Below are 23,228 nucleotides of genomic sequence, written 5' to 3'. Positions count from 1 at the left end.
CTCACGCCGGTGCGCCGGAGCCGAAGTATGTGGCCCTTCGCGGTGGGCCACCCGGTTCCTTCTTCACGTCCGTTCGATAGGCATCCAGAGCTCAGTCGTTGCGGTGCTGAAGTTCTCGGCGCGGTCGATGATCGCCACGATCGAGGGGCCGGGGCGCAGGCGCCACGGGTTGGAGGGGAACCACTCGGATGCCGAGGCTGCATAGGTCTCCTGCAGCGCGGCGGGGTATGAACCGCTCGTAAGGAACACCGCCCACGCGCCGGCCGGGACCTCAATGACATCGAGGTCGTCGGGCGCGGTGCTCTCGGCATCGAGCGCGACACCGTGCAGGTAGGTGAGCTCGCTCCCCTCGGTGTAGTCGGGATCGACGTCATCGCTGACCTGGAGGAGACCTGCGGGTTGGGTGTTGGCCAGCGCCTTGAGACGCGCGTGGTCGTCCGCGGACAGTGACGCGATGTGCGCTTCGATGTGGGGATTGGCGCCTTCGTGGATGAGCGGGACGCGCGCAGCGTGGCCGATGAGACGGAATGCCGGCCGGTAGGCGATACGAGTGTCCATGGATGTGTTCCCTTCGACAGTCAGGCGGAGCCTGAGCTTTGGTTGCGATCGAAGGGGGCCGCCGTGCTCCCGCACGTCACCGGGACCCGCGCCGTGCACGGCCCGGAATGCCCGACCGAATGCTTCGGCAGAGCCGTAGCCGTACCGAACCGCGACACCGAGCAACGCCGCACCCGCAACCACCTCGGCGGCGGCGACGGTCATTCGGCGTCGTCGGACGTAGTCCGAGAACGGCATCCCCGCCAGCGACGCGAACATCCGTCTGAGGTGGTATTCGGTCGTGCCGACGCCGCGTGCGAACCCATCGACGTCGAGGTCATCGGACAAGTGCGTCTCGACGTACTCGATCAGTCGGTTGAGCTCAGTGATCACGATGTCTCCCTTCGCGATCAAGCATGCGCGTCGGTTCCGGCGCGCACCCGATAGTTCCCGTCCGATCCGATCGGAGTTGCGCTCGCGGAGGTATGCGGACCGTGGCCCGACCACCCGGTTCTGTTCATCGTGAGGGGAGTGCCGTTCTACGGCGTCGGCTGCTGCAGTCGCTCCTCCGGCAGCGTTGGTCTCGCCATGCATCCAGCAGAGCTCCTCGCGGATGCGTTCGTCGTTCGGCGTGCTGCGATCGCGTTCCACAGGGTATCGGCACTGAGTTCATCAGGATCGAGGCTGACGCCGAGTCGGAGATCGGAGACGGTCGGCGTTGGCGCGTGGTTCGGCCATCTGAGGAGCGCGATCAACGCCCTCGGCGAGGTCACCGAATTCCGGCGCCTGCTGGGCCGGCCCGACTACCTGCTGCGGGTCAACGTCGCCGATATGGCCGCCTACGAGTTCTTCATCATCAATCGGCTCAGCCACGTCCCCGGTTTGAAGAGCATCGAATCCCACCAGACCATGAAGCTGGTCAAGGGCGTGCCGTAAGCCTGGTAGCTTGCTGCCGAGCCCCCCGGGCCGGCCCCAACCGGTCCCGATCGGCCGCCGCTACCGCGGCCGCCGATCGCCCTGGGAGCGCAGGACATTCGACAGAACGAGGGCCGCTCCCGCCGTGGAGCGGCCGGAAACGGGAGCAGCCCATGAGCAGCACCGCCCCCGACAACGCGACCGCTCCGCAGCCCGGATCGACACCCGCGACCAGCTACTTCGTGCCGGCGGGAGCCGACTCCTACACTCCCACCGAGCATGTCGGCGGAGCGTGGAACGACGAGGAGCTGCACTTCAGTCCGGTCGCCGGCCTGCTCGTCCACCACATGGACCGCTGGCGGAATCGACATGCCGACGCGGACAAGATGATCGGGCGCGTCAGCTTCGACATCCTGGGCCGCCTCGCCCGCGGCGATATCGAACTGTCCACCCGGGTGATCCGCCCCGGCCGCACGATCGAACTGCTGGAGACCACCGCGACCATTGCCGGTCGGGTGACGATCACCGCCCGCGCCTGGCTGCTGTCGGTCCAGGACACCGGCGCGGTCGCGGGCGGGAAGTGGAGTTCGCTGCCCGCGCCGGAGACCCTGCCCGAGTACGACCTGACCGCCATCTGGCCGGGTGGCTATATCGCCAGCGTCGTCGCCCGGCGTGCCGGCAAGCCCGAACCCGGGCACGCGCGGGTGTGGCTGCGCAGCCCGCTCGCGCTCGTCGCCGGGGAGGACTCGAGCCCCGTCGCGTCCTACATCGCGCTGATCGACACCGCCAACGGCATCGCCGTGCGGCAGCGTCCGGAGGACTGGATGTTCCCGAATCTGGATCTGACGGTGCACCTGTTCCGTCAGCCGTCCGGCCGCTGGGTCGGATTCGACACCACCGTCGCCTACGGCCCGACCGGTCAGGGATTGACCAGTTCGGTTCTGCACGATCTGGACGGCCCGCTCGGCTCGGCCGAGCAGATCCTCACCGTCCGGCCGAACGGCGAGGGCTGACGGGGCGGGCCCGCTCCGGGCCTCACCGCCGTCCGCCTCACCGCCGTCGAGCGATCACCGCAAAGGCATCGCCGTTCGGGTCGCGCGGTCGGCCGGTCACGTCGCCGACCACCGCCGACACCTCGAACCCGGCGGCGGCCAGTTCGGCCGCGACGGCCTCGGCGGTCAGGCAGTGCATCCAATTCCAGAACTGCCGGGCCTGCCGGCCGTCCTGGATCGTGTAGCGATCCAACACCAGACGCAGATCGGGGTACGTCCACCGCTCGTGGGTGCCGGTATAGGGCCGGTCGGACCAGAACCCGTCCATGAGTTGATCTGCGGTGACACTGCTTTCGGTGATTCCCGAGAAGCGTCCGGCGCCGGCGACGTCGAAGACGAACCGGCCGCCGTCCCGTAGCGCCGAGCGGGTGCGCGCCAGCAGCAACGCCCGCCGGTCGGGCGGCAGCGCGCAGTAGTCCTCGTAGATGAGCAGCGCCGCGTGGTGGCCGTCCCCGAGGTCGTCGGTCAGGTAGTCGCCGTGCCGGAAGTGCGCGGGCAGCGCCTCGGCGTCGGCCATCGTCCGGGCGTACTCGACCGACCGGCGCGAGGCGTCGATCCCCAGCACCTCGATACCTCGACCCGCCAGGCGGTGGGCGTACAGTCCGGGCCCGCATCCGAGATCGAGGACGCGGGATCCCGCCGTCAGGTTCAGCGTCGGAATCAGCCAGGCGACGGACCCGTCGATGAACGATCGCGGCCGCGACGCCAACTGCTCGTCGGGGTCGAGGTGTCGGGCGAGCATCTGTGCGGAGATATGTGGGTCATCCCAGAACTGTGGGGTGGTGAAGGCGCTGAACGGCGCCGGTCGGGACGTGGTCATCGGGGGCTCCTGATGGTGTGGCGAGTCGGCCCGCGCGACCGGATCGGTCGGCGGGCATCGGGCTGCGCGTCAGGAATTCACGGCCGCCACGCTATCAACCGGAGGGGCGAGCGCGCGGATCGATACGCCTATCTCCCCTTCAAACTGTACAGGATGTAATGTATAGTTAAGAACGTTCGGTGGACCTCGGAAGGGTGAATGGATGAGCGGGACGGGCGTGGACGCGGCGAACTCGGTGCGACACCGGTGGGCGCTGTTGATCACGGTGGGCGCCGGCCTGCTGCTGATCACATTGGACAACTCGATCCTCTACACCGCGCTGCCGACGCTGACCCGCGAGCTGGGGGCCTCGGGCTCCGAGGGGCTGTGGATCATCAACGCCTATCCGCTGGTGATGGCCGGATTGCTGTTGGGGAGCGGCACATTGGGTGATCGCATCGGCCATGCCCGGATGTTCGTCGCCGGTCTGCTGATCTTCGGTGCGGCGTCCGTGCTGGCGGCCTTCGCGCCGAATCCCGAGGTGCTGATCGGCGCGCGGGCGGTGCTGGCGGTCGGCGCGGCGGCGATGATGCCGGCGACGCTGGCGTTGATCCGCACCCACTTCACCGTCGAGCGGGAGCGCAATATCGCGATCGCCGTCTGGGGCAGCCTGTCGGTGGTCGGCGCCGCGCTCGGCCCGATCGTCGGCGGCACGCTGCTGCAGTTCTTCTGGTGGGGATCGGTCTTCCTGATCAACGTGCCGGTCGTGCTGCTCGCCCTTCTCGCTACCGCGCTGATCCGCCCGGCCAACGACCCCGATCCCACCAAGTCGTGGGACCTGATCTCGTCGCTGCAGGTGATGGTCGGCCTGGTCGCGACGGTGATCGCGATCAAGCAGTTCGGCCACCTGCCGCCGTCGCCGGCGATCCTCGGCACCGCGATCGTGGTGGCCGCGATCGGGTTCGCCCTGTTCGTGCGCCGACAGCGGCGTCTGGCCGACCCGCTCCTGGACTTCGCGATCTTCCGCAACAATGCCTTCACCGCGGGCGTGCTGGCCGCGGCATTCGCGATGTTCGCCATCGGCGGCATCCAACTGGTCACCACCCAGCGCTTCCAGCTGGTCGGCGGCTTCACGCCGATCGAGGCGGGGGTGCTGGTCGCGACGATCGCGCTCGGCTCGCTGCCGACGGCCCTGCTCGGCGGCGCCTTCCTGCATCGTGTCGGCCTGTGGATCCTGATCGCCGGCGGCCTCGGGCTCAGCGTCGTCGGAGTGGTGGTCACCATCGTCGGCTTCGGCGCGGACTTCCGGCTCCTGGTGACCGGGTTGCTGGTGACCGGAGCCGGTCTCGGGGCGGCGATGTCGGTCGCGTCCAGCGCGATCGTCGGCAATGCCCCGGTGCGGCGTGCGGGCATGGCGTCCTCGGTGGAGGAGGTGTCCTACGAATTCGGCAGCCTCACCGCGGTCGCGATCCTGGGCAGCATGCTGAGCCTGATCTACAGCGCGACCGTCGCCCTGCCGTCCGGTGCTCCCGACGAGGCGCGGGAGAGCATCTCGGCGGCACTGGAACTCGCGGCCGGCGATCAGGGGATCGTCGAGGCGGCCTCGCAGGCGTTCGACGGGGCCTACCTCGCCGTGATGGCTGTCGTCGCCGGCGTGCTCGCGGTGGGTACGGCCGCCACCGGTGTGCTGCTGCGTCGATATGGTCCCGGTACCCGCTCGCAGGTGCACTCCGAGCACTGATCGACCCGGAGCACCGATGGACCCGGAGCACTGATCGACCCGGAGCACCGATCGCCCCGAGGAAGGACCGGAGCATGCGTTCCAGCAAGCGCGACCACATTCTCGACTCCGCGCTGCGCGTCGTCGCGGAGGAGGGCGTCTCGGCCGTGACGTTCGAGGCTGTCGCGCACGCGTCCGGCGTCACCCGGGGAGGCTTGCTCTATCACTTCCCGACCAAGGACGCGCTGCTGCTGGCGGTGCACGAGCACCTCGCGCAGCGCTGGGAGGCCGAGCTGCGCGAGGCGCTGGGCGGCGATCCGGCGGATGCGACCGACGACGAGAAGGTCGCCGCCTATGCGCGCGTCAGCGTCCGCGGCGTCACCGGGCCCGAACTGCTGCTGATGCTCGAGGCGCGCAAACATCCGGAACTGAGCCGTCCCTGGAACGACGTGATGAGCCGATGGGCGCCCGATCCGGCCGGCATCTCCGCCGACGACCCGGACGCGATCGCGCGCATGGTCGCCTACTACGCCGCCGACGGCCTCTGGCTCGGCGCCTCCCTGGGGACCCACGTGCTGCCCCGCGACGTGCGCCGCGCCGCCGCCGAGTACATCATCTCCGCCCTCCGCGCGCACTGACCGCGGATGCCGTCGGGACGGTCCGGGAGACATCCGGTAGACCCCGTCCGGGCTGGTCCGGTCCTGCTAACCTCCCGAAGGTCGGGGCGTGGAATGTGGGTCGCGGGGTCTCCGGGAGCAGCTGAATGGATGCGCGGCGTCGCATCCGCCGCTCCGGGACCTGTCGGTGGCCTGCGCTAATTTCTGCGCGCCGGCAGCTCCGCTGCCACGGCGCGTCGGTGAGCAGGAGGTCGCAGTGACAGGTCCGTCGGATTCCGGGAGCGGTGCCGTCGTCGCGGGACGTGCCGGTGCGAACGCTCCGGCCACCACGGCAGCGACCACCCTGGTCGAGGTGGCCCCCGGTACCGCCGTGGTCTTCGGGGACATCCCGCACGGGCTCGAACTGATCGATTTCGGGCTGATCCCGCCGGAGGACCGCGCCAAGCTCTCGAATGTTCTGACCGCGATCGGTTCCGGCGCCGCCGCGGTCGGAGGTGTCGCCAACGCGGCCGCCGGCGCCCAAGGCCTCTACCGGATCACCGACGCCACCCGGAGCCTTCTCGAGGCCGGCGGACAGCTGGCCGTCAAGGACGGGGCCAACCTCGGCGCCATCTTCCAGAATGGCCGGATCGTCGGTCAGGCACGTTTCGTCCCGGTCGGCGCGGCCGCGACCGGCGTGGGTGCGGTGGTCGCGCTGGCTCCGGCCATCGCGATGATCGCGATGCAGATGCAACTCAACGAGATCTCCGGTCTCGTCCGCACCAATATCGCGCTGACCACCCAGACGCTCAAGGCGATTCGGCACGAACAGTGGTCGGAGGTCACCGGCCTCGTCGACACGATCGGCCGCGCCGTCCAGGACGCCACCGAGATTCAGGCGGTCACCGAGTCGCTCTGGGAGCATGTCGCCGGAAACGGTGCGCCGCTGCGCAAGCAGCTCGACCTGTACCGCCGCAACGTCGACGACCACGTCCGGCAGCTGGGCAAGGCTCGCGGCCGCGCCCGCCGCGAGTACCTCGAGACCAACGCCGAGGCGATCCTCTTCGACGCGAACGCCCTGCTGATGTCGTTGAAGGCGCATACCGGCTATCAGCTTCTGCGCGCGGTCCGAGCCCGGACCAATGGCGCCGGCGACGAGCGCGAGGCCCAGCTGGTCGAGGTGATCTCGCGGGATACCCGCGCGGAGTTCGACGCCGCCTATCGCGAAGCGGGAGACCTGATCGTCGCGCTCACGCGGGAACTGAGCCTGATCGCACAGCTTCCCGACCGGCCGACGATCCCGCTGCCAAGAAAGCGCCGGGACGCGAAGGTGATCCGGCTGACCAGCACGCAGATCCTCGAGGCGCTCGAACCCCTCGCCGCCGCGCTGCGGTCGACGGTCGAGCAGCCGGAGCTGCCCGAGGTGGTGTGCGCCCCCGACGGATTGGACCTCACCCGATTTCTGCGCGTCCTGCAGTGGTCGCTGGAACCGGGCGAAACCCTTCGGGCGGTGGCCTTCCCCCACCAGTCCGGCACCCGTGACGTCGTGGGCACCGTGCCCGCCGTGCTGGGCAAGCAGGTCGACGCCTCGTGGGCGGGGCTGGTGCCCGGCCGCTGGTCGGGCGTCCTCGACAAGGCGGCGTCCAGCACCTTCGTCGCCGTGACCGATCGGCGGATCATGACCGCTCCCGCCCGAGGGTTCCTCCAGACCGGCGATGTCGAGACCAGCTTCGCGCTCGACGACGTGCGCTACCTGCGTGCCGCGGCCACGAGCGAGACCAACGTGCGGACCTCGATCGACATCGTCACCCGCGACAAGGACTTCCGGTGGACCTTCCCCGCTGCGGCGCACGACCGGGAGATCGGCGAGTTCGCGGCGGTGCTGGCCGAGAAGGTCGGCGTCCCCGAGGATGAGCGTGCGGCGATCGAGAGCCTGCGGGTGTCGGCGGTCACTTTGGCGCTGCCCCCGGACCGCTCGCGGTGAGGCAACGCCGAAGCTGAAGGTTCGTTCAGGATCGTTCAGGATCCCTTAAAGGCCTGCGGGACACCATGTGGGCATGACGAACAGCGAACCGACCCCCAACGCCCCGATCGACGACCAGAACGCCGGTACCTCGACCGCGCCGCGCCGGAAGCGGTGGTTGCTGGTCGGCGGAATCGCCGCCGGTGCACTGGTTCTCGTCGGTGGAACCGCAGCGGCAGTCACCGCGATCAACGGCACCTCCACCGATACCGTCCTGAGCAGCAACGGCCCATCCCACGGCGGGCACTCCGCAGCGGCGACCGCCGCGGCCAATGTGCGGACGCAGGTCACGCAGGATGCCCCGGCGGCAGCCGATTTCATCAACGCCAAGAATGCCGCGGTCGCCGCGGTGGGCGGCACCGGCACCGACTCGATCGAATGGCACCGCGGCGGCTTCGAAGTCGACGTGCGCCAGAATGACGGCACCGAGCAGACCGTCTACGTCGCCGCCGACGGCACCACGCAGGTGCGGTCCGATATCGATTCGCCCGACCGCACCCCCGATCCGCTGCTGACCGACGCGGACATCGAGCCGATCCTGGCCTCGGTCACCGCGCACTCCTCGACCGCGGCGGTCACCGACATCGGCACCTCCGACGACGGCGCCCCCTTCGAGGTCGACATCCGTGACACCGACGGCACCGAAAGCGAACTCGACCTCGACGCCGCCTACGCGATCACCGTGGTCGACGTCGACCGACCCGACCACGACGAGTGATCCCGGGCACCCGATGACGCCCCTGTACATCCCGGTGCGACACCCCGACGTGTCGATCATCCGGCGGGAGCGGAACCTGCCGGGACTGTCCGCCCTCCTCGACATGGACGAGTTGCGCGTCCGTCTGGAGGTGGCGGGGGTCCCGGCGGTCTGCGCGACCCCGACGTATCTGCGCCTCAAGCCCGCCACCTCCGCGGTCGCCGGGGTGCGCCTCGACGCCGGTGACAGCCACAGGTATGCCCGCGTGGTCGCGTACCCGGTTGGCGCGCACCGCAAGTTGGAACGCCTGGCCCGACGGGCCGACGCCGCGGGCGGGCTGCTGATGCTCGACGATCGCGTCGGCCTGGCCGTCTGCACGGACACCTGCGACCCGGATCTGCCGGGCATCCGGTCGGCGCGGACGCGGCACCCGTACGCCGAGGTGCTCGTCTACAAGCCGGGTCGGCGCTGGGTGGCGCGTTGCTCGGACTGCGAGGTCCTCCTCAAGGTGCACACCCCCGCCCGCGCCGCCGAGGTCGTCTCGGCGCATCGAAGCCTCGAACGGTTGGTGCCCACCGCACCGATCGTCGAGGTCGACGATTCCGGGGTCGTAGTGACCCGCCTGCTGCCCGGCCGCGGGGTGGCAGACCTCGCCGGCGGCGACCGGCACGACGCCGAGGTGCGCACCGGGATCGTGCTGGCCCGGTTGCATCGACACTCCGCTCGACTCGGCCGGGGGTCGGTGCGCACCACATCCTCCGGCGCCGTGGATGATTCGCAGTTCGCCCGAGGATTGCACACCGCGGCAGCCGGTGTCGCCGCGATCGCGCCCACCCTCGCCGGGCGGGCCGACGCGCTCGCCGATCGCGTGGTGCGGGCCTTGGCCGGGCGCGGCGAACGAACGCTCGTGCACGGCGACTTCTCCGCCGACCAGGTGCTCCTGGACCGGTGGGGTGCGCCGATCCTGATCGACCTCGACCGCGCGGGAATAGGCGATCCGCTGCTCGACCCGGCAGCCTGGGTCGCCGACGCGATCGCCCGCGGCGCCGAGCCCGAACACGCCGGCGCGGGCCTGCGGGCCGGCTATCGAGCGGGCGGCGGTCGGATCGACGACGCGGCGCTGGCCGCGCATACCGCCGGCGCCCTGCTGCACCGGGCGGTCGAACCGTTCCGGCGGCGCCGATCCGATTGGGATATCCGGGCCCACGCGCTGATCGCGACAGCGGAGACAATGATCGCTGGAGGGGACCGTCGGCCGCCGGCCGATCGGCTGAGCAGCGTCGCCGGGTAGCCGGGCCGGTGCGGTGTGAGGAAGGGAAGCGGAATGCGGGTTCTGGTGGTCGACGACGAGGTGCGCTTCGCCGACGGGGTGCGCCGCGGCCTCGAGGCCGAAGGGTTCTCGGTCGACCTGGCGCACAACGGTGTCGACGGTCTGTGGCGAGCCCGCGAGATCCGGTACGACGCGATCATCCTCGACGTGATGATGCCCGGCATGAACGGCCACGCCGTCTGCCGCACCCTCCGCGAGGAGGAGAACTGGACCCCGATCCTGATGCTCACCGCCAAGGACGGCCCCTGGGATCAGGTCGACGGCCTCGACATCGGCGCCGACGACTACGTGGTCAAACCGACCGAACACGTCGTCCTGATGGCCCGCCTGCGGGCGCTGATCCGTCGCGGCCGCCCCGAACGACCCACGACACTCGAGGTGGGGACCCTGCACATCGACCCGGCCGCTCGCCTGGTGCGGCGCGGGGACACCCCCGTCAAGCTCACCTCGCGCGAGTTCGCGGTACTGGCCTACCTCGCCCGCGAGGCCGGCGCGGTGCGCAGCAAGACCGACATCCTCGCCGCGGTCTGGGACGACGACTTCGAGGGTGACACCAATATCGTCGAGGTCTACATCGCGCATCTGCGGGCCAAGCTCGACAAGCCCTTCGATCTCGACACCATCCAGACGATCCGCGGCGCCGGATATCGCCTGATGCCCGACGATCCCGACGCCCGATGACCGGGCGGCTGTCGTCGCTGCGGGTGCGCATCACCGCGACGACCACCCTGATCGTGCTGGTCGTGCTGGCTCTGGGCGCGCTGGCCGCGGTCGCCCTGCTCGGCCGGTCGCTGGTCGACGCCGAATCGCAGACCGCCGAGGACCAGGCGGAGCAGTTCGCCCTCGACACCGAGAACACCGGGCGCCTGCCGTCCTTCGACGCGGACGAGGTGATCATCCAACTCCAGCGCGACGGTCGCATCGTGGCCGTCGCGGACGACGATATCGACGACTATCCGGCGCTGCCCGTCGCGCCCGGTGACGAGGTCGTCCGGATCGACGACGAGCGTTACCTGGTCCGCTCCGAGCCGCTGACCCTCGACGACGCCGACTACACCGTGGTGCTCGCTCGCTCCCTGGAGGCGGCCGACGAGGCGGTGCACGCCGCGCGCGTGCTGCTGACCGTCGCCGTCCCGGTGGTGAGTGTCTTTGTGGGGACACTGATCTGGATCGTCGTCGGGCGATCGCTGCGACCGGTCGAGCGGATCCGCCGCGACGTGGAATCGGTCGGCGACGATCCGAGTCGCCGCGTCGCATCGCCGGGCGGCGCCGACGAGGTCGCCCGATTGGCGTCGACGATGAACCGCATGCTCGACAAAATCGAAGCCTCCCAACGTGTTCAGCGCCGGTTCGTGTCCGATGCCTCGCACGAGCTGCGCTCCCCGGTCGCCGCGATCCGCCAACATACGCAGGTGGCGCTCGACCATCCCGAGGCGACCGACCTGCCGTCGCTCGCCGGGGTGGTCGATGCGGAGGCCGATCGGCTCCACCACCTGGTCGACGACCTGCTGCTGCTCGCGCGGATCGACGAGGGCAGCGGCCGCACCCGCACCGAGGTCGACCTCGACGACATCGTGCTCGCCGAGGCCGCCCGGCTGCGCGCGCTCGGGGTCACCGTCGACACCACCCGGGTCGGGCCGGCGCGGGTCCTCGCCGACGAGGGTCTGCTGATCCGCGCGGTGCGCAATGCCGCGCAGAACGCCCGGCGGCACACCAGAACCCGCGTCGACTTCACCCTGACCACCGAGCGCGGGCAGGTGGCGCTGTACGTGGACGACGACGGCGACGGGGTACCGGAACAGGATCGGGAGCGGGTCTTCCGCCGCTTCGAACGGCGCGACGACGCCCGCAGTCGCGACAGTGGCGGCGCCGGCCTCGGCCTGGCGATCGTCGCCGAGGCCGCCCACCATGCCGGCGGAACCGCGGCGATCGAATCGTCACCCGGCGGGGGAGCGCGCCTCGTCCTGCGGCTGCCCGAGCACCCCGACAGCTGAGGCCGCATCGGTGGGCGACACCCCTCCCGCGAAGGCCGGCCGGCGGCCGTAGGGGTCGGCATCGGTCCACAGCGTGGTCGGGAACTGCCGGCGCACCTCGGGGATCACCTCTTCGGCGAACCGCTGCAGGATGTCCAATTGCTGCTCGAACGGCAGGGTCGTCGGCAGCGAGATCGACTGGATGTCGTGGCCGAGGCGATCGTGGAAGCTGCCGATCTTGTCGATGATCTGCTCCGGGGTGCCCACCAGCGAGGGCCCCTCGGCGACCGCGTGTCGAATATCGCGGTACGGGGTGTTGTTGCCCGGCACGTTGGTGGCCGCGACGATGCCCTCGTAGACCGGGCCGTACTGGTCGATCGCCTCCTGCGTGGTGTCGGCGATGAACAGCGCCCCCGACCCGGCGCCGACATAGGCGAAGGCCGGATCGTGACCGTGCCGGGCGTACTCCGACCGGTAGTGATCGACGAGCACCCCGTAATTGTTCAGCGGCTGAATCGCATTGGCGCTGAACAGCGGGTCACCCTTCGACGCCGCCAACCCCGCGGAGAACAGGGTGGTCGCCGAGCCGTGCCAGATCCGCGGGGGACCGGCGAAGGGGCGCGGCAGGGCGGTGACCCCGGCCAATGGGCGGGTATACGCGTCGCCCGCCCAGTCGACCTCGGTCTCGGTCCAGAGCTTGTGCAGCACATCGTACTTGGCTGCCAGCAGCTCCCACTGGTCGTCGATCCGGTAGCCCAGCAACGGGTACTGGGCGACCTCGTTGCCCTTGCCGATCGTCAGTTCGAGACGACCGGCGGACAACTGGTCGATCGTCGCGTAGTCCTCGGCCACCCGCACCGGGTCGAGCAGCGGCAGCACCGTCACCCCGGAACCGAGCCGGATGCGGGTGGTCGCCGCGGCCAGGGCGCCGAGCAGGACCGTCGGCGACGACGACAGGAAGGGGCCCGCGTGGCGTTCCCCGACCGCGACCGCGTCGAAGCCGAGCTCCTCGGCCCGACGGGCGGCGGCGATCGTCTGCTCCAATCGGACATGCGGCGGAACCTGTTGCCCGGTGACCGGATCCGTCCGATAGGGGACGATGTCCAGCAGCTGAAATCTCATGCGTCGGTGGTCGCCGACCGCTCGGCCAGATGGCCGGCGACCACGCCGCGATCGGCGATGACCCCCTCGACCCGGCTCAGGGGAGTCTTCTCCCCGGTCTCGATGCCGATCGGCAGCCGGTTCTCGGCCGGCGGCAGCGGGCAGGTCGCCAGATCGGTATAGGCGCAGGGCAGGTTGACCGCCCGGTTGAAGTCGATCACCCCCTCGTCGAGGACGACTGTCACCGACCGGTTGGCCGCGTAGGTGGTCAGGCCGCTGGTCGCGTCGGTGAACAGGACGCTGACCGTGCCGGGCGTATAGCCGGGAAATGCGGTGAGCCGGAACGTCTCACCCTGCCAGTCGAAGTGGAGATGGCCGACGACCGGGTAGACGTGGGTGATGCCCTCGACCGCCGCGCCGACCTCCGAGGTCAGCGCCTCGTCCGCGGGGGTGAAGCGGGCCGAAATCCGCCAGCGCGGATTCGGCACATACGTCGGGGTGCCCTCGTAGGCGCCCAGGAAGGGATGGTCCGGGCGGCGGGGACGCAGGATGTCCCGGCCACCGCGGCGGGCCACCTCGACGACCCCGCCGTCGAAGGCCAGGGTGATCCCACCGCGTTCGGGGATCGATCCGAAGGCGTGGCGCCCGGTGATCGTGGTGTCGTCCAGGGTCAGCGTCTCGCCATCGGCGAGCTCGACTACCGGCCCCTCCGGCCCGGTGCTCCAGACGCCGGGGGCGTCCGCCGGGTCGGTCGGCTGCTCGTCGAGCCAGTAGAGACCGGTGACGGCCAGGAAGCCGTGCGGGTCGGCGCGGCGCCGTTCGTGCTCGCGGTGCCACAGCTCCCAGTCGTCGGCGAAGGGGGCGGTATCGGTGGGTGCGGTCGAACCGGTGGTCATCGTGTCTCCTCGGGGCGGGGTGAGGGCGGGATCAGGCCACGCCGACGGCGGGTGGGCTCGCATTGCCGAAGGCGGACGGGGCGGCTGCGCCGCGGCCCGGCGCCGGGATACCCAGATTGTCCCGCAGGGTGGTGCCGTCGTAGTCGGCGCGCACCGAGCCGCGCTCCTGCAGCAGCGGGATCACCCGATCGACAAATTCGTCGAGCCCCGAGGGGACCAGGTGCGAGCCGATGACCACACCGTCGGCGCCGTCGTTCTGAACGAAGTCGTCCAGCTGATCGGCGACCTGCTGCGGCGTGCCGACATAGGCGACGCGCCCCAGCACCTCGCGGGCCAGCCCGCGCAGCGACAGGTCCTTCTCCCGGGCGAGCGCGCGCCACTGCCGCACGGTCTCGAAGCGATCCTGATGGACGAAGGCGCGGCCCTGGATGATCGGCGCGGCCTCCGGATCCGGATCGATATCCGGCAGAGGACCATCCGGGTCGTAGCCGGACAGGTCGCGGTTCCAGACCTGCTCGAAACGCACCTGCACGGCGCGGTCGCTCAGCTGTCGATCGCGGACCCAGCGAGCCTTCTCGACGGCCTCGTCGGGGGTGTCGCCGAGGACGAAGCTGCTGCCGGGCACGATCTTCAGGTCGTCCGGGTTGCGCCCGAAGCGCGCCACCCTGGCCTTGATGTCGTCGTAGAACTCCCGTGCCTCCGGCAGGCGATGGTAGGGCGAGAAGATCACATCGGCGTTGGCGGAGGCGAAGTCGCGGCCCTGCGGCGAGACGCCGGCCTGCACGATCACCGGTCGGCCCTGCGGGCTGCGCGGCACGGTGAACCGGCCGGAGATATCGAATTGCCTTCCGGAAATCGCGAACTCGCCGATCTGCGGGTCGGCCAGGAACCGCCCGCCCGCCTTGTCGGCCACCACCGCGTCCGCGGGCCACGAATCCCACAGCGTGCGCACCGCGGCGACGAACTCCTCGGCGCGCTCGTAGCGCGCCTCGTGCGGCAGGAAGCCGCCGCGCCGGAAGTTCTGTCCGGTGAAGGCGTCGAAGCTGGTGACGACATTCCAGCCGGCCCGACCGCCGGAGAGGTGGTCGAGGCTGAGCACCTGGCGGGCGAGTTCGAACGGCTCGTTGAACGTCGCGTTCAACGTGCCGACCAGGCCGATATGTTCGGTGACCGCCGCCAGAGCGGTCAGCACCGGCAGGGTATCCGGGCGGCCGGCGATGTCGTGGTCGAAGACCTGCCCGCCGCGCTCGCGCAGCGCCAACCCCTCGGCGAGGAAGAAGTAGTCGAAGCGGCCGCGCTCGGCGGTGCGGGCGACGTGCCGGAAGGTCGAGAAGTCGATCTGACTGCCCGCTCCCGGTGCCTCCCACAGGGTTTCCTCATTGACCCCACCGACATAGGCGGCGAGGACGATCTGCTTGCGGGGCGTATCGGTCATCGGTCGATCCCTTCCGAGACGGCGTAGCGGTTGGGCACCGCGGTGGGCAGCCCGAGCGTCGCGCGCAGCGACGTCGGGTCGCGGCGGTCGACCGCGTCGGCGCCGCGCAGGCGGGGGAGGACCTCGTCGACGATCAGCGGCAGGTCGTCCGTGGTCACCCCGGGCCGCAGGCGCACGCCGGCGTAGCCCAGCGCGTACAGGTCGGAGATCAGCGCGACCAGATCGTCCGCCGATCCGGCGATCACCCGCGCGTCCGAGCGCAGCGGCAGGCCGAGGGCGTCGAGCCGGGCCAGCCGATCCGCGCCGGACTCGCCCTCCCGATCGAGCAGCACAACCAGATCGGCGAAGATCCGCAGCGGCTCACCGGTCCGACCGACCAGATGCTGCGCCTCGGCGACGTCGACCAGGATCCGGGAGGACTGGTCGTCATCGAGCGGGGTCACGAACACCAGATCCGCCGAGCGAGCGGCGAAGGCATAGGGGACCGTCTGGTGGGCCAGTGCGGCGACCACCGGTTGACCCTGCGGCGGGCGCGGGGTGATCGACGGGCCCCGCACGCTGAAGTGGGTGCCGACGAAGTCGACGGTATGCACCTTGGTGCGGTCGAGGAAGCGATCGGTCGCCGCATCGCGGATCTCGGCGTCGTCCTCCCAGCTGTCCCACAGGCGGCGGGCGACCTCCACCGCGTCGGCGGCCTCGTCGAACAGTTCGCCGACCGCGCTGCGCACCGACTCGTGCTCGAACCCGGCGGACGCGTCGAGCCCGGACCGCCGGCCGACGTGGCGCGCCTCGTCCCGTCGGTGCGAGATCCGCGGCTGCCAGCCCGCGCGGCCGGAGCTGACGTAGTCCAGCGTCGCAACGGCTTTGGAGACGTGGAAGGGCTCGGTATGCGTGGTGGTGACCACCGGGATCAGCCCGATGCGCTCGGTGGTCGGCGCCACCCGCGCGGCGATCAGCAGCGCGTCGAGCCGGCCGCGCACCTCGTCGGTGCGATCGTCGGGGGCAAAGGGATCAGACGATTGCAGCGCCAACGAATCGTCGATCGTCACGAAGTCGACCCCGCCCCGGTCGGCCACGCCCACCACGTCGACCCAGTAGGGCGCCTCGAACACCTCGGCGGGGCGCGAGCTGGGCTCCCGCCACGCCGCCGGATGCCATCCGGCCCCGTCGAGGGCGACACCCACCCTCGGTTGATCCCGCTCGCTCATCGCATCCTCCCGGCGATCGGCAGTTCGGACTTCCGCCGATCCACACTTCACCGGAACGCCGGGCGGCACCCGGCTATCGCTCAGCCTGGTTATTTCTCCGGTCGCGGGAATACGCGCGGCGAGCCGCCGCGAGCGCCGATCAGCCCCGGATCAGGCTGACCAGGAAGCGGGTGGCGACCTCGACGATGTCATCCGGATTGGTCCCGGCGTCGGTGGTGGCCCAGTGGTGGACCAGCCCGGTCAGCGCACCGATGAAGCCGGCTGCCGCGGTGGAATAGCCACCCGGCGGCACAAACGAGTCGCCGAGTGCGCGCTGCATCTCCGAGCGCAGGAACTCCGCCCACACCTCGCGGCGCGCGATGCGACGTTCCTCGACCCGTGGGCTGACGCCGACGATCTCGACGAACATGATCGCCGCCCGTCGCGGGTCGTTGCCGATCGATCGGGTGAAGGCGGTCATCGTCGCGCGCGCCCGCTCCTCCATACCGGCGTCGGCGGGAGCGGCGGTCAGCGCCGCGAGCACATCCGCCTGGGCCTCGGCCTGGATCCAGTCGTAGACGGCGACCAGCAGGTCTTCCCGATTGGTGAAGTGTTCGTAGAACTGGGCGCGCACGACATCCGCGGTCGCGCAGACCTTGGCGATCGAACTGTTGCGGTACCCCTCGTCGCCGAAGACCTCCAGGCCGGCCTGTAACAACCGTTCCCGACGCTCTCGTCGTCGGTCCTCCACCGCCTGCCCGCCGTATGTGCGCGGGGTGGTGGAAGAAGCCATCTCCACAGGTTAGACCGTACCCATGGGCCGACATGCCCCAAACAAGTCGGCGATCCGCCCGATTGTGGCGCCGCTCGGTGGCGGCAAACAAGACCGACCGGACGGAATTGGTTCTTTGGAGGCAATCCCCGGCCGGACCCGGTCGAATTTTGGACATCCGCGTATAGCATGTGGCCGAGCGGTTGCGGAGACGATCGCGCCCCGGCGGGTACCGGCGGAGCGGTCGACCGTCGGCGCCGGAAAGGGGAGATGATGCCGGGCTTCGGACGTGCGACGCTCCCTCCGAAATGGGGCGGGCTCGCGCGCGGCGCTCGCACGAGGGGGCCGCTCGGATGGGGCGGAGGTCTCCTGCGGCCGTCGGCGGTGGTGATCGCGCTACTGCTGTCCGCCGTGGTGACGCCCGTGCCCGCCGCCGCCACCCCCGGCGGCATCGACTGCGCCTATCCGGCGGCCGGTGCGGCCTTCGAGTCGCGGTCGGCCGCGCAGGTCGGTATGGACGGCGCCGCCGTCGCCGATGCGATCGACTTCGGCATGAGCACCGGCGCCAATACTGTCCAGGTCTATCGCCACGGCTGCCTGGTGGACGGCCGGGCCCAATTCGGGGACGCGCCGCTACCCCTGGCCAGTGCGTCCAAGGGGGTCGCCGCGGTGGCGGTCGGCCGGGCGATCACCCTCGGCTACTTCGATGTCGACGACACGCTCGGCACCTTCTTCCCGGAGGCGGACGCCGAACATGCCGCCCTGACGATCCGGCAGGTGCTCAATCAGACCACCGGACTGCGTTTCACCTGGCCGTCCGACGGCGCCGGCGTGGTCACCGACCAGATCTCGCAAACCCTGCACGCCCCGGTCGACTACCCGGCAGGCACCACCTTCCAATACGCTCAGAACGTCCTGGCCGTCCTGCCGGAGATCATCGCCCGCACCACCGGCCGCGACTTCCTCGAATTCGTCCAGCAGGAGTTGTTCGATCCGCTGGGCATCGCCCGCGACCACTGGGTCTGGGTACGCGACCGCAGCGGGAATGTCGCGATCAACGGTGGGCTCGCCATGCGACCCGCCGACCTCGCGCGGCTCGGGCAGCTGCTGCTGCGCAACGGCAGCTGGGCCGATCGGCAGTTGATCGATCCGGAGTACATCCGCGAGGGTTCCACCGGCACCGAGGCCAACGAGGCCTACGGGTTTCTGTGGTGGACCAACTCCGGCGAGACCTACCGCTCGGCGGGGGCCCCGATCCCCGAGGTGATCGACCAACCCTTCTGGGTCGGCTCGCCGCGTGATATGTACATGTTCTCCGGGGCCTTCGGTCAATTCGTGGTCGTCGTGCCCAGCCGCGATATGGTGATCGTCCGCCTGGGGGGACCGTCCCGCAACGACCCGGCCACGGTCGCCGGAATACTCACCGGGACAACCAATCCCGATTTCAAGGAACTCTTCCGTCGGCTGACGGCGGCGGTGACCGACGTCCCACCGGAGCCGTACGACGATCCCTATCGGTATCCGGTCCGCAACGAACCGTTGGCGCGCACACCCGAGGATCTCGACCGGCTGATCGATCCTGCCAATACGATCGCGATCCTGCTCGGCACCGGCCCCTACTCGGACTCGGGATGCAATCTGGCCGTCTGCCACGGCAGCCCGCTGGGCGCCGACATCCAGCGGTTCACCGCGGACGTCGCCGATCAGGTGGCCGCCGCGGCCGCCGCGGGTGCGGGTACCGGCCGCGCGGACACGGCCGGTGACGCGCCCGGTTGACGCCGGAGCCGCCCCGACGATGACGCTGTGCGGGGCGGTCCGGCGATCGATGCGATCCGGTCTCGGCTGCTCAGCTCGAGCAGACCGTCGCGGTGCCGTAGGCCTGTGGGTTGCACCAGTAGGTGCCCAGGCCCGAGGCGCCCGGTGGATCGACCAAACGCAGCACGGTCACCCCACCGGACTGCTGCAGGGTGGCGTACCACCACGTCCCCGGCGCGAGGTTGCCGCGGAAACCGGTGCCGTCCAAGATCGCTCGCGTCTGCAATTCGATGACGATCGAACCGGGCATCGTCGACCACTTCAGGCTCCAGGCCTCGCCTCCGGTCGACTCGTTGGAGATCGTCAGGTAGCCGGTCCCGTCCGGGTCGAGGGTCATCGCCCCGCTTCGGCCGGTCCAGGTGCCGACGTAGGCCGAGGAGTCCTGCTCGCTGGATTGGGCGGAGGCCGCAGCCGGGAGGAGTAGGGCAGCCGATAGGGCCATGACGGCCGCGAGGATGAGCCGGCGCAGTGCGTAACGCACGCCGGTCGATGGCGGCTGCCCGAGCGGCGCCGGCCGCTCGGTGCTGGTGGATGACATGACAAGCCCCCTGGTACTGCACGTGTTCGGTTTTGGGGGTGAGTATACGAACGAACCCGACAAAACAGCGCTTCGGCCCGGCCATTCGGTATGCGAACAGACTTCAGGTCTGTTCCTTCGGGCACCAGAAGGTCGTGCGACCGGCGACGGTCGCACGCCGCAGCTCGGTCCCGCAGCGTGGGCAGTGCCCGCCGACGTGGCGGTGTTCGACGATCTCACCGGTATGCACGCCACCGAGTCGGATCGCCGAATCCGTTGCCGCCACGAGGCATTCGTGTAGGCGCGCAAGTTCGCCGGCCGACAATTCGTCGACCGGTCGGCGCGGATCGATCCGCGCCTGCCAGAGCGTTTCGTCGGCCAGGAGGTTGCCGACGCCGGCGATCACCGATTGGTCGAGCAGGCGGGCCTTGATCGCCGCGTGGCCGCGGGGAACCCGTTCGACGAAGACCCGCCGCGGTATCCCGGCGGCGTCCGGTCCGAGCGCATCGATATCGGGGTCGAGGCGGACCCGGCCGAGCCGCCGCTTGTCGAACAATCGCAGCGCTCCGCCGTCGGCGAAGGTGATCGAGAAGCGGGTCCACTCGGGGTGGGCGTCCGCCTGCTCGGCCGCCGAACGACCGTCGCGGAAATAGTCGCCACCCTCGATGCTCGCGCCGTCGGCTGCGGTAATCACGATCCGACCACTCATGCCCAGATGCAGGCCGAGGATCGGCCCGGCGTCGGCGGATCCGTCGACGCCGCCGGTCTCGCACCACAGCGATTTCCCCCGGCGATGGACCTCGGAGAGGGTGCGGCCGAGCAGGGCGGAGCGGATCTCGCCGGGGCCGTGCGGACGGCATTCCCACCTGTCGGTGTCGTCGACGTCGGCGATCGGTCGATGCAGGGCCGCGGCCGCGATCACCGCACGGGCGCTGTCGACCTCGGGGAGTTCCGGCACGGTCGACAGTCTCGTTCATCCGACCGCCGGGCCCGGTCGCCACCCCCGGCAGCGGTCGAGATCTACGCCTCGAGGGCGCGGCGCACCCGACCGGCGATCGCCTCCGCGAAACCGACCGGCACCGCGTTGCCGATCTGCCGAGCGATCTGCGTCTTCGTGCCGCACCAGAGGTAGTCCTCCGGGAAGTCCTGCAGGAGCGCGGCCTCGAGATGGGTGATCGGGCGGTTGACCCGATGGGTACCGGCGGCATCCCACTGGGGATGCAGGTAGGCCCCCTTCTCCGGCTTGAAGAACTCGGTCCGGATGGTGTGCGACGGTCGGTCCCAGCGCATCCGCCCCATGACATCGGTTGTCCCGGTGGGCTTGTCGCGCCAGCAGCGGGGGAGCAGATGCTCGGGTAGGTCGAAGCGGCCGCCGCCGGGTGGGATGTGGTCGTAGCGCTGTCGCGACAGCGGGGTCGGATTGCGGCCGAGGTGCAGGTCGATCCCCTTGAACATGCCGGGCACCCGTTCGCCGAAGTACTCGACGGTCGCGTCGGGCAGTTGGGTCGAGGACGGGAACTCGGGCAGATCGGCGATCCGGTCGCGGGTGGTCCGCCGGGCCGGCAGACCGGACTGCGGGTCGCGGGAGTGGGTCGGCGCGGGCAGATCGATCGGGCCGATCCGGGAGCCGATGACGATGGTGCGCTTGCGGCTCTGCGCGACGCCGAAGTCCGCGGCGTTGAGGTGCCCGTAGGCGAGGCTGTATCCCGCCAGCGCCCCGCCGTCGACCTGATCGAGCAGCAGGGCGAACTCGTCGGTCCGCAGGAAGCGATCGACGTTCTCGATCACGAAGATCTGCGGATATGCCGCGGTGACCACCCGCAGGTATTCGCGCCACAACTGGTTGCGCGGGTCGTTGACATCCTTGGCGCCCAGATTCGAAAAGCCCTGGCAGGGCGGTCCGCCGATCACCACGTCGGCGCGCGGGATCTCGCGGGCGTCCACGGCGGCGATATCCCGCCAGATCGTATGGTCGGCGCCCATATTCGCCGCGTACGTCGCCGCGGCGGCCAGATCGAACTCGATCGCCAGGACCGGATCGAAACCACGCCGACGAAAGCCGCTGCTCATGCCGCCGCAACCGGCGAACAGATCGATCAGGGTCGGCATGGCGCGATGGTACGGGCTCGACGGGGCGCGTCGTCGTCGGCGCGCCGGTGGCCTGGCCCCGGTCGACCCGGGCGACGGAGTCGGGTATCAGGGCGTCAGGGCGTCAGGGCTCGCAACAACTCGACGACCGGGCCGCCGCGGGCCGCTGCGAAGCCGGTGCCGGCCCACAGGTTGATCACCTCCGGATCGTCCGACCCGGCCGAGCGGATCGCCCGGGTCAGCGAATTGACCCGCGGATAGGCGGCCGGCGCGGCCGCGTCGAACTCCTCGATGAAGCGATTGCGGATACCGCGTGCCTGGCGGCCGGAGTACGCCCTGGTCAGCACGGTCGGTCGGGAGGTGAAGGCGGCGAGCCCCGCGCGGTGGGTCGGCGAGGTTCCCGCCTCGTCGGCGCGCAGCAGGGCGGTTCCGACCTGGACGGCGACCGCACCCGCGGCGAGCAGTGCCGCGACATCGCGGCTGTCGGCGACGCCGCCGGCCGCGATCACCGGTAGGTCGAACCGGCGCAACGCGTCGACCAGGTCGATCGTGGCGGTATCGGGTGCCGACGTCGCCTGGTCGAAGGTCGCCCGGTGACCGCCGGCCTCGGTGCCCTGGGCGCAGATCGCGTCGACCCCGACGGCGGCCGCGGCGTCCGCCTCCTCGATCGAGGTCACGGTGGCGATCACCGCGGTGCCGGCGGCGTGCAACTGTTCGACCATCCAGTCCTGCGGGCAGCCGAAGGTGAACGAGGCCAGTGCGACTCGCCGATCGACCAGCAGCGCGATCTTCTCCCGGTAGGCATCGTCGGTGTAGGCGACCGTCGGGTCCAGGGTGGCGCCGACCCGGGCGGCCGCAGGCTCGAGCTCATCGGCGTAGCGGACCACCTCGTCGGCGGCATGCGGTGGATCGGCATCGGGCAGAAAGATATTGACGGCAACCGGTACCCGAGCACCGGCGAGCTCGTCGATCTGACGAGCCAGGGCGTCCGGGGTGAGGTACCCCGCCGCGAGGAAGCCGATACCGCCGGCTCGCGAGACCGCCGCCGCCAGCGCGGGCCGCGAGGGCCCGCCGGCCATCGGTGCCTGGATCAGCGGCAGCTCGGAGATGCCCGCGTCACTGTTCCACGAGCGCACCCGGTCCCGCCATGTCGACATCGAACAGCTCCCTCCAGCGCGGCTCGAGTTGTCCTCGACGCCACGGTACGTCGGTGATCCGGGCGTCAGGCTACGTGGATCGACGGCAGACGACAATGTCCCGGTTGTCGCCGAGGTCCGGCGAAGGCGAGATGCGATTCACGATCGAGCAACCCTCGAGACTTCGGGCGTTCACCCCTAATTCGTTCACTCGCACCGCCATTCCCACGCCCGGCGCCGGTCGGTATCGAGCGGGCCGGGCGCGGTGGATGATTCGTCGGTCGGGTCGGCGATGCCGGGTTCGCCGCATTCGGAATCCGCGCCGGGAAGCCCGTGCGCGGGCGATCCCCGGGCACCTGCCGGCGACCTCCCGGGAGGGCTGCGGTCGGGTTGTCCGGCCGCGTCGAAACCGTTCGACCAACCGGCGCGACGGCGTGACCGAGGCCATGTCGTGTGCATCGGGAATCGTTCGGCGGGGTGCCGTATGGTGGCTCGTCGAGTGTCTCGAACGGGTAACGGGCCGGTGACGTGCCGCAGTGAATCCGGGTAGCGTTCCATGAACCACCATGCGTACCCGGACCTTATGCCCGTTTCATACGGATTAGATGCTGGTCGGTCGGGTTATACTCGCTCGATCGG

The 23,228-nt window shown here is 70.3% G+C and carries 21 protein-coding genes; 10 read left to right on the top strand and 11 right to left on the bottom strand.

The window, feature by feature from the left end; genetic code table 11:
- Window positions 1-63: 63 nt before the first annotated feature.
- A complete protein-coding gene (locus tag MB1_RS12440; protein WP_066907494.1) occupies window positions 64-930 on the bottom strand; it encodes an AraC family transcriptional regulator in 867 nt (288 codons plus the stop codon).
- A gap of 138 nt (window positions 931-1,068) precedes the next feature.
- Between MB1_RS12440 and MB1_RS12435 the strand changes: the two genes are divergently transcribed.
- Together MB1_RS12435 and MB1_RS12430 are read left to right on the top strand one after the other, a co-directional pair.
- Window positions 1,069-1,473: an Lrp/AsnC ligand binding domain-containing protein gene (locus tag MB1_RS12435; RefSeq protein ID WP_218000234.1), complete on the top strand. Its 405-nt coding sequence runs from the start codon at window positions 1,069-1,071 to the stop codon at window positions 1,471-1,473.
- 152 nt (window positions 1,474-1,625) lie between these two features.
- Window positions 1,626-2,465 (top strand): thioesterase family protein, encoded by an 840-nt coding sequence (locus MB1_RS12430; protein WP_066907344.1) that lies wholly within the window; start codon window positions 1,626-1,628, stop codon window positions 2,463-2,465.
- Window positions 2,466-2,502: 37 nt separating this feature from the next.
- Here MB1_RS12430 and MB1_RS12425 read toward each other — a convergent pair whose 3' ends face one another.
- Window positions 2,503-3,324 carry an SAM-dependent methyltransferase gene (locus tag MB1_RS12425; protein WP_066907341.1) on the bottom strand — a complete coding sequence of 274 codons (822 nt, stop codon included), beginning with the start codon at window positions 3,322-3,324 and terminating at the stop codon, window positions 2,503-2,505.
- Window positions 3,325-3,526: 202 nt separating this feature from the next.
- On the opposite strand from MB1_RS12425, the gene MB1_RS12420 reads away from it, so the two are divergent.
- From MB1_RS12420 to MB1_RS12390, 7 genes are all read left to right on the top strand, one after another.
- Window positions 3,527-5,044 (top strand): MFS transporter, encoded by a 1,518-nt coding sequence (locus tag MB1_RS12420; RefSeq protein WP_066907338.1) that lies wholly within the window; start codon window positions 3,527-3,529, stop codon window positions 5,042-5,044.
- Window positions 5,045-5,118: 74 nt separating this feature from the next.
- Entirely contained in the window at window positions 5,119-5,661 is a 543-nt protein-coding gene (locus MB1_RS12415) for a TetR/AcrR family transcriptional regulator (protein ID WP_066907335.1), read from the top strand.
- A 235-nt stretch (window positions 5,662-5,896) separates the two neighbouring features.
- Window positions 5,897-7,603 carry a hypothetical protein gene (locus MB1_RS12410; RefSeq protein WP_066907332.1) on the top strand — a complete coding sequence of 569 codons (1,707 nt, stop codon included), beginning with the start codon at window positions 5,897-5,899 and terminating at the stop codon, window positions 7,601-7,603.
- 73 nt (window positions 7,604-7,676) lie between these two features.
- Window positions 7,677-8,360: a hypothetical protein gene (locus MB1_RS12405; RefSeq protein ID WP_157084036.1), complete on the top strand. Its 684-nt coding sequence runs from the start codon at window positions 7,677-7,679 to the stop codon at window positions 8,358-8,360.
- A gap of 13 nt (window positions 8,361-8,373) precedes the next feature.
- Window positions 8,374-9,630 (top strand): phosphotransferase family protein, encoded by a 1,257-nt coding sequence (locus MB1_RS12400; protein ID WP_066907326.1) that lies wholly within the window; start codon window positions 8,374-8,376, stop codon window positions 9,628-9,630.
- Between the two features lie 33 nt (window positions 9,631-9,663).
- Window positions 9,664-10,350 carry a response regulator transcription factor gene (locus MB1_RS12395; RefSeq protein WP_066907323.1) on the top strand — a complete coding sequence of 229 codons (687 nt, stop codon included), beginning with the start codon at window positions 9,664-9,666 and terminating at the stop codon, window positions 10,348-10,350.
- Entirely contained in the window at window positions 10,347-11,663 is a 1,317-nt protein-coding gene (locus MB1_RS12390; RefSeq protein WP_066907320.1) for a sensor histidine kinase, read from the top strand. Before MB1_RS12395 ends, MB1_RS12390 begins: the two co-directional genes overlap by 4 nt.
- Here the strand turns inward: MB1_RS12390 and MB1_RS12385 are convergent.
- The 5 genes from MB1_RS12385 to MB1_RS12365 form a co-directional block, all read right to left on the bottom strand.
- Window positions 11,607-12,764: an LLM class flavin-dependent oxidoreductase gene (locus MB1_RS12385; RefSeq protein WP_066907317.1), complete on the bottom strand. Its 1,158-nt coding sequence runs from the start codon at window positions 12,762-12,764 to the stop codon at window positions 11,607-11,609. The two genes, MB1_RS12390 and MB1_RS12385, sit on opposite strands and share 57 nt — an antisense overlap.
- Window positions 12,761-13,639: a DUF1684 domain-containing protein gene (locus MB1_RS12380; RefSeq protein ID WP_066907315.1), complete on the bottom strand. Its 879-nt coding sequence runs from the start codon at window positions 13,637-13,639 to the stop codon at window positions 12,761-12,763. The genes MB1_RS12385 and MB1_RS12380 overlap by 4 nt, the downstream gene beginning before the upstream one ends.
- Window positions 13,640-13,670: 31 nt before the next feature.
- A complete protein-coding gene (locus tag MB1_RS12375; protein WP_066907312.1) occupies window positions 13,671-15,074 on the bottom strand; it encodes an NtaA/DmoA family FMN-dependent monooxygenase in 1,404 nt (467 codons plus the stop codon).
- Window positions 15,071-16,282: an LLM class flavin-dependent oxidoreductase gene (locus MB1_RS12370; protein ID WP_066907309.1), complete on the bottom strand. Its 1,212-nt coding sequence runs from the start codon at window positions 16,280-16,282 to the stop codon at window positions 15,071-15,073. The genes MB1_RS12375 and MB1_RS12370 overlap by 4 nt, the downstream gene beginning before the upstream one ends.
- A gap of 139 nt (window positions 16,283-16,421) precedes the next feature.
- A complete protein-coding gene (locus MB1_RS12365; protein WP_066907491.1) occupies window positions 16,422-17,054 on the bottom strand; it encodes a TetR/AcrR family transcriptional regulator in 633 nt (210 codons plus the stop codon).
- 363 nt (window positions 17,055-17,417) lie between these two features.
- On the opposite strand from MB1_RS12365, the gene MB1_RS12360 reads away from it, so the two are divergent.
- Window positions 17,418-18,809, top strand: coding sequence for a serine hydrolase domain-containing protein (locus MB1_RS12360; RefSeq protein ID WP_066907306.1), 1,392 nt, complete (start codon window positions 17,418-17,420; stop codon window positions 18,807-18,809).
- A gap of 70 nt (window positions 18,810-18,879) precedes the next feature.
- Here MB1_RS12360 and MB1_RS12355 read toward each other — a convergent pair whose 3' ends face one another.
- The 4 genes from MB1_RS12355 to MB1_RS12340 form a co-directional block, all read right to left on the bottom strand.
- Window positions 18,880-19,386, bottom strand: a complete 507-nt coding sequence (locus MB1_RS12355; RefSeq protein WP_066907304.1) for a hypothetical protein — start codon at window positions 19,384-19,386, stop codon at window positions 18,880-18,882.
- A 103-nt stretch (window positions 19,387-19,489) separates the two neighbouring features.
- A complete protein-coding gene (locus MB1_RS12350; protein WP_066907301.1) occupies window positions 19,490-20,323 on the bottom strand; it encodes a DNA-formamidopyrimidine glycosylase family protein in 834 nt (277 codons plus the stop codon).
- Window positions 20,324-20,385: 62 nt separating this feature from the next.
- On the bottom strand, window positions 20,386-21,474 hold the full coding sequence (locus MB1_RS12345) for a DNA cytosine methyltransferase (protein WP_066907298.1): 1,089 nt from the start codon (window positions 21,472-21,474) through the stop codon (window positions 20,386-20,388).
- Window positions 21,475-21,569: 95 nt separating this feature from the next.
- On the bottom strand, window positions 21,570-22,610 hold the full coding sequence (locus MB1_RS12340) for an NAD(P)H-dependent flavin oxidoreductase (protein ID WP_066907295.1): 1,041 nt from the start codon (window positions 22,608-22,610) through the stop codon (window positions 21,570-21,572).
- Window positions 22,611-23,228 lie beyond the last annotated feature (618 nt).

It is taken from the genome of Millisia brevis NBRC 105863 (genome assembly GCF_001552615.1).
Lineage (GTDB): Bacteria > Actinomycetota > Actinomycetes > Mycobacteriales > Mycobacteriaceae > Millisia > Millisia brevis.
This window is presented reverse-complemented; position numbering and strand designations above follow the sequence as displayed.

Coding starts and splice junctions, on each gene's coding strand:
- MB1_RS12400 (WP_066907326.1), top strand. CDS start 8,374: ATGACGCCCCTGTACATCCCGGTGCGACACCCCGACGTGTCGATCATC.
- MB1_RS12390 (WP_066907320.1), top strand. CDS start 10,347: ATGACCGGGCGGCTGTCGTCGCTGCGGGTGCGCATCACCGCGACGACC.
- MB1_RS12345 (WP_066907298.1), bottom strand. CDS start 21,474: ATGCCGACCCTGATCGATCTGTTCGCCGGTTGCGGCGGCATGAGCAGC.
- MB1_RS12405 (WP_157084036.1), top strand. CDS start 7,677: ATGACGAACAGCGAACCGACCCCCAACGCCCCGATCGACGACCAGAAC.
- MB1_RS12385 (WP_066907317.1), bottom strand. CDS start 12,764: ATGAGATTTCAGCTGCTGGACATCGTCCCCTATCGGACGGATCCGGTC.
- MB1_RS12425 (WP_066907341.1), bottom strand. CDS start 3,324: ATGACCACGTCCCGACCGGCGCCGTTCAGCGCCTTCACCACCCCACAG.
- MB1_RS12370 (WP_066907309.1), bottom strand. CDS start 16,282: ATGAGCGAGCGGGATCAACCGAGGGTGGGTGTCGCCCTCGACGGGGCC.
- MB1_RS12420 (WP_066907338.1), top strand. CDS start 3,527: ATGAGCGGGACGGGCGTGGACGCGGCGAACTCGGTGCGACACCGGTGG.
- MB1_RS12430 (WP_066907344.1), top strand. CDS start 1,626: ATGAGCAGCACCGCCCCCGACAACGCGACCGCTCCGCAGCCCGGATCG.
- MB1_RS12340 (WP_066907295.1), bottom strand. CDS start 22,610: ATGTCGACATGGCGGGACCGGGTGCGCTCGTGGAACAGTGACGCGGGC.
- MB1_RS12365 (WP_066907491.1), bottom strand. CDS start 17,054: ATGGCTTCTTCCACCACCCCGCGCACATACGGCGGGCAGGCGGTGGAG.
- MB1_RS12395 (WP_066907323.1), top strand. CDS start 9,664: ATGCGGGTTCTGGTGGTCGACGACGAGGTGCGCTTCGCCGACGGGGTG.
- MB1_RS12380 (WP_066907315.1), bottom strand. CDS start 13,639: ATGACCACCGGTTCGACCGCACCCACCGATACCGCCCCCTTCGCCGAC.
- MB1_RS12415 (WP_066907335.1), top strand. CDS start 5,119: ATGCGTTCCAGCAAGCGCGACCACATTCTCGACTCCGCGCTGCGCGTC.
- MB1_RS12375 (WP_066907312.1), bottom strand. CDS start 15,074: ATGACCGATACGCCCCGCAAGCAGATCGTCCTCGCCGCCTATGTCGGT.
- MB1_RS12355 (WP_066907304.1), bottom strand. CDS start 19,386: ATGTCATCCACCAGCACCGAGCGGCCGGCGCCGCTCGGGCAGCCGCCA.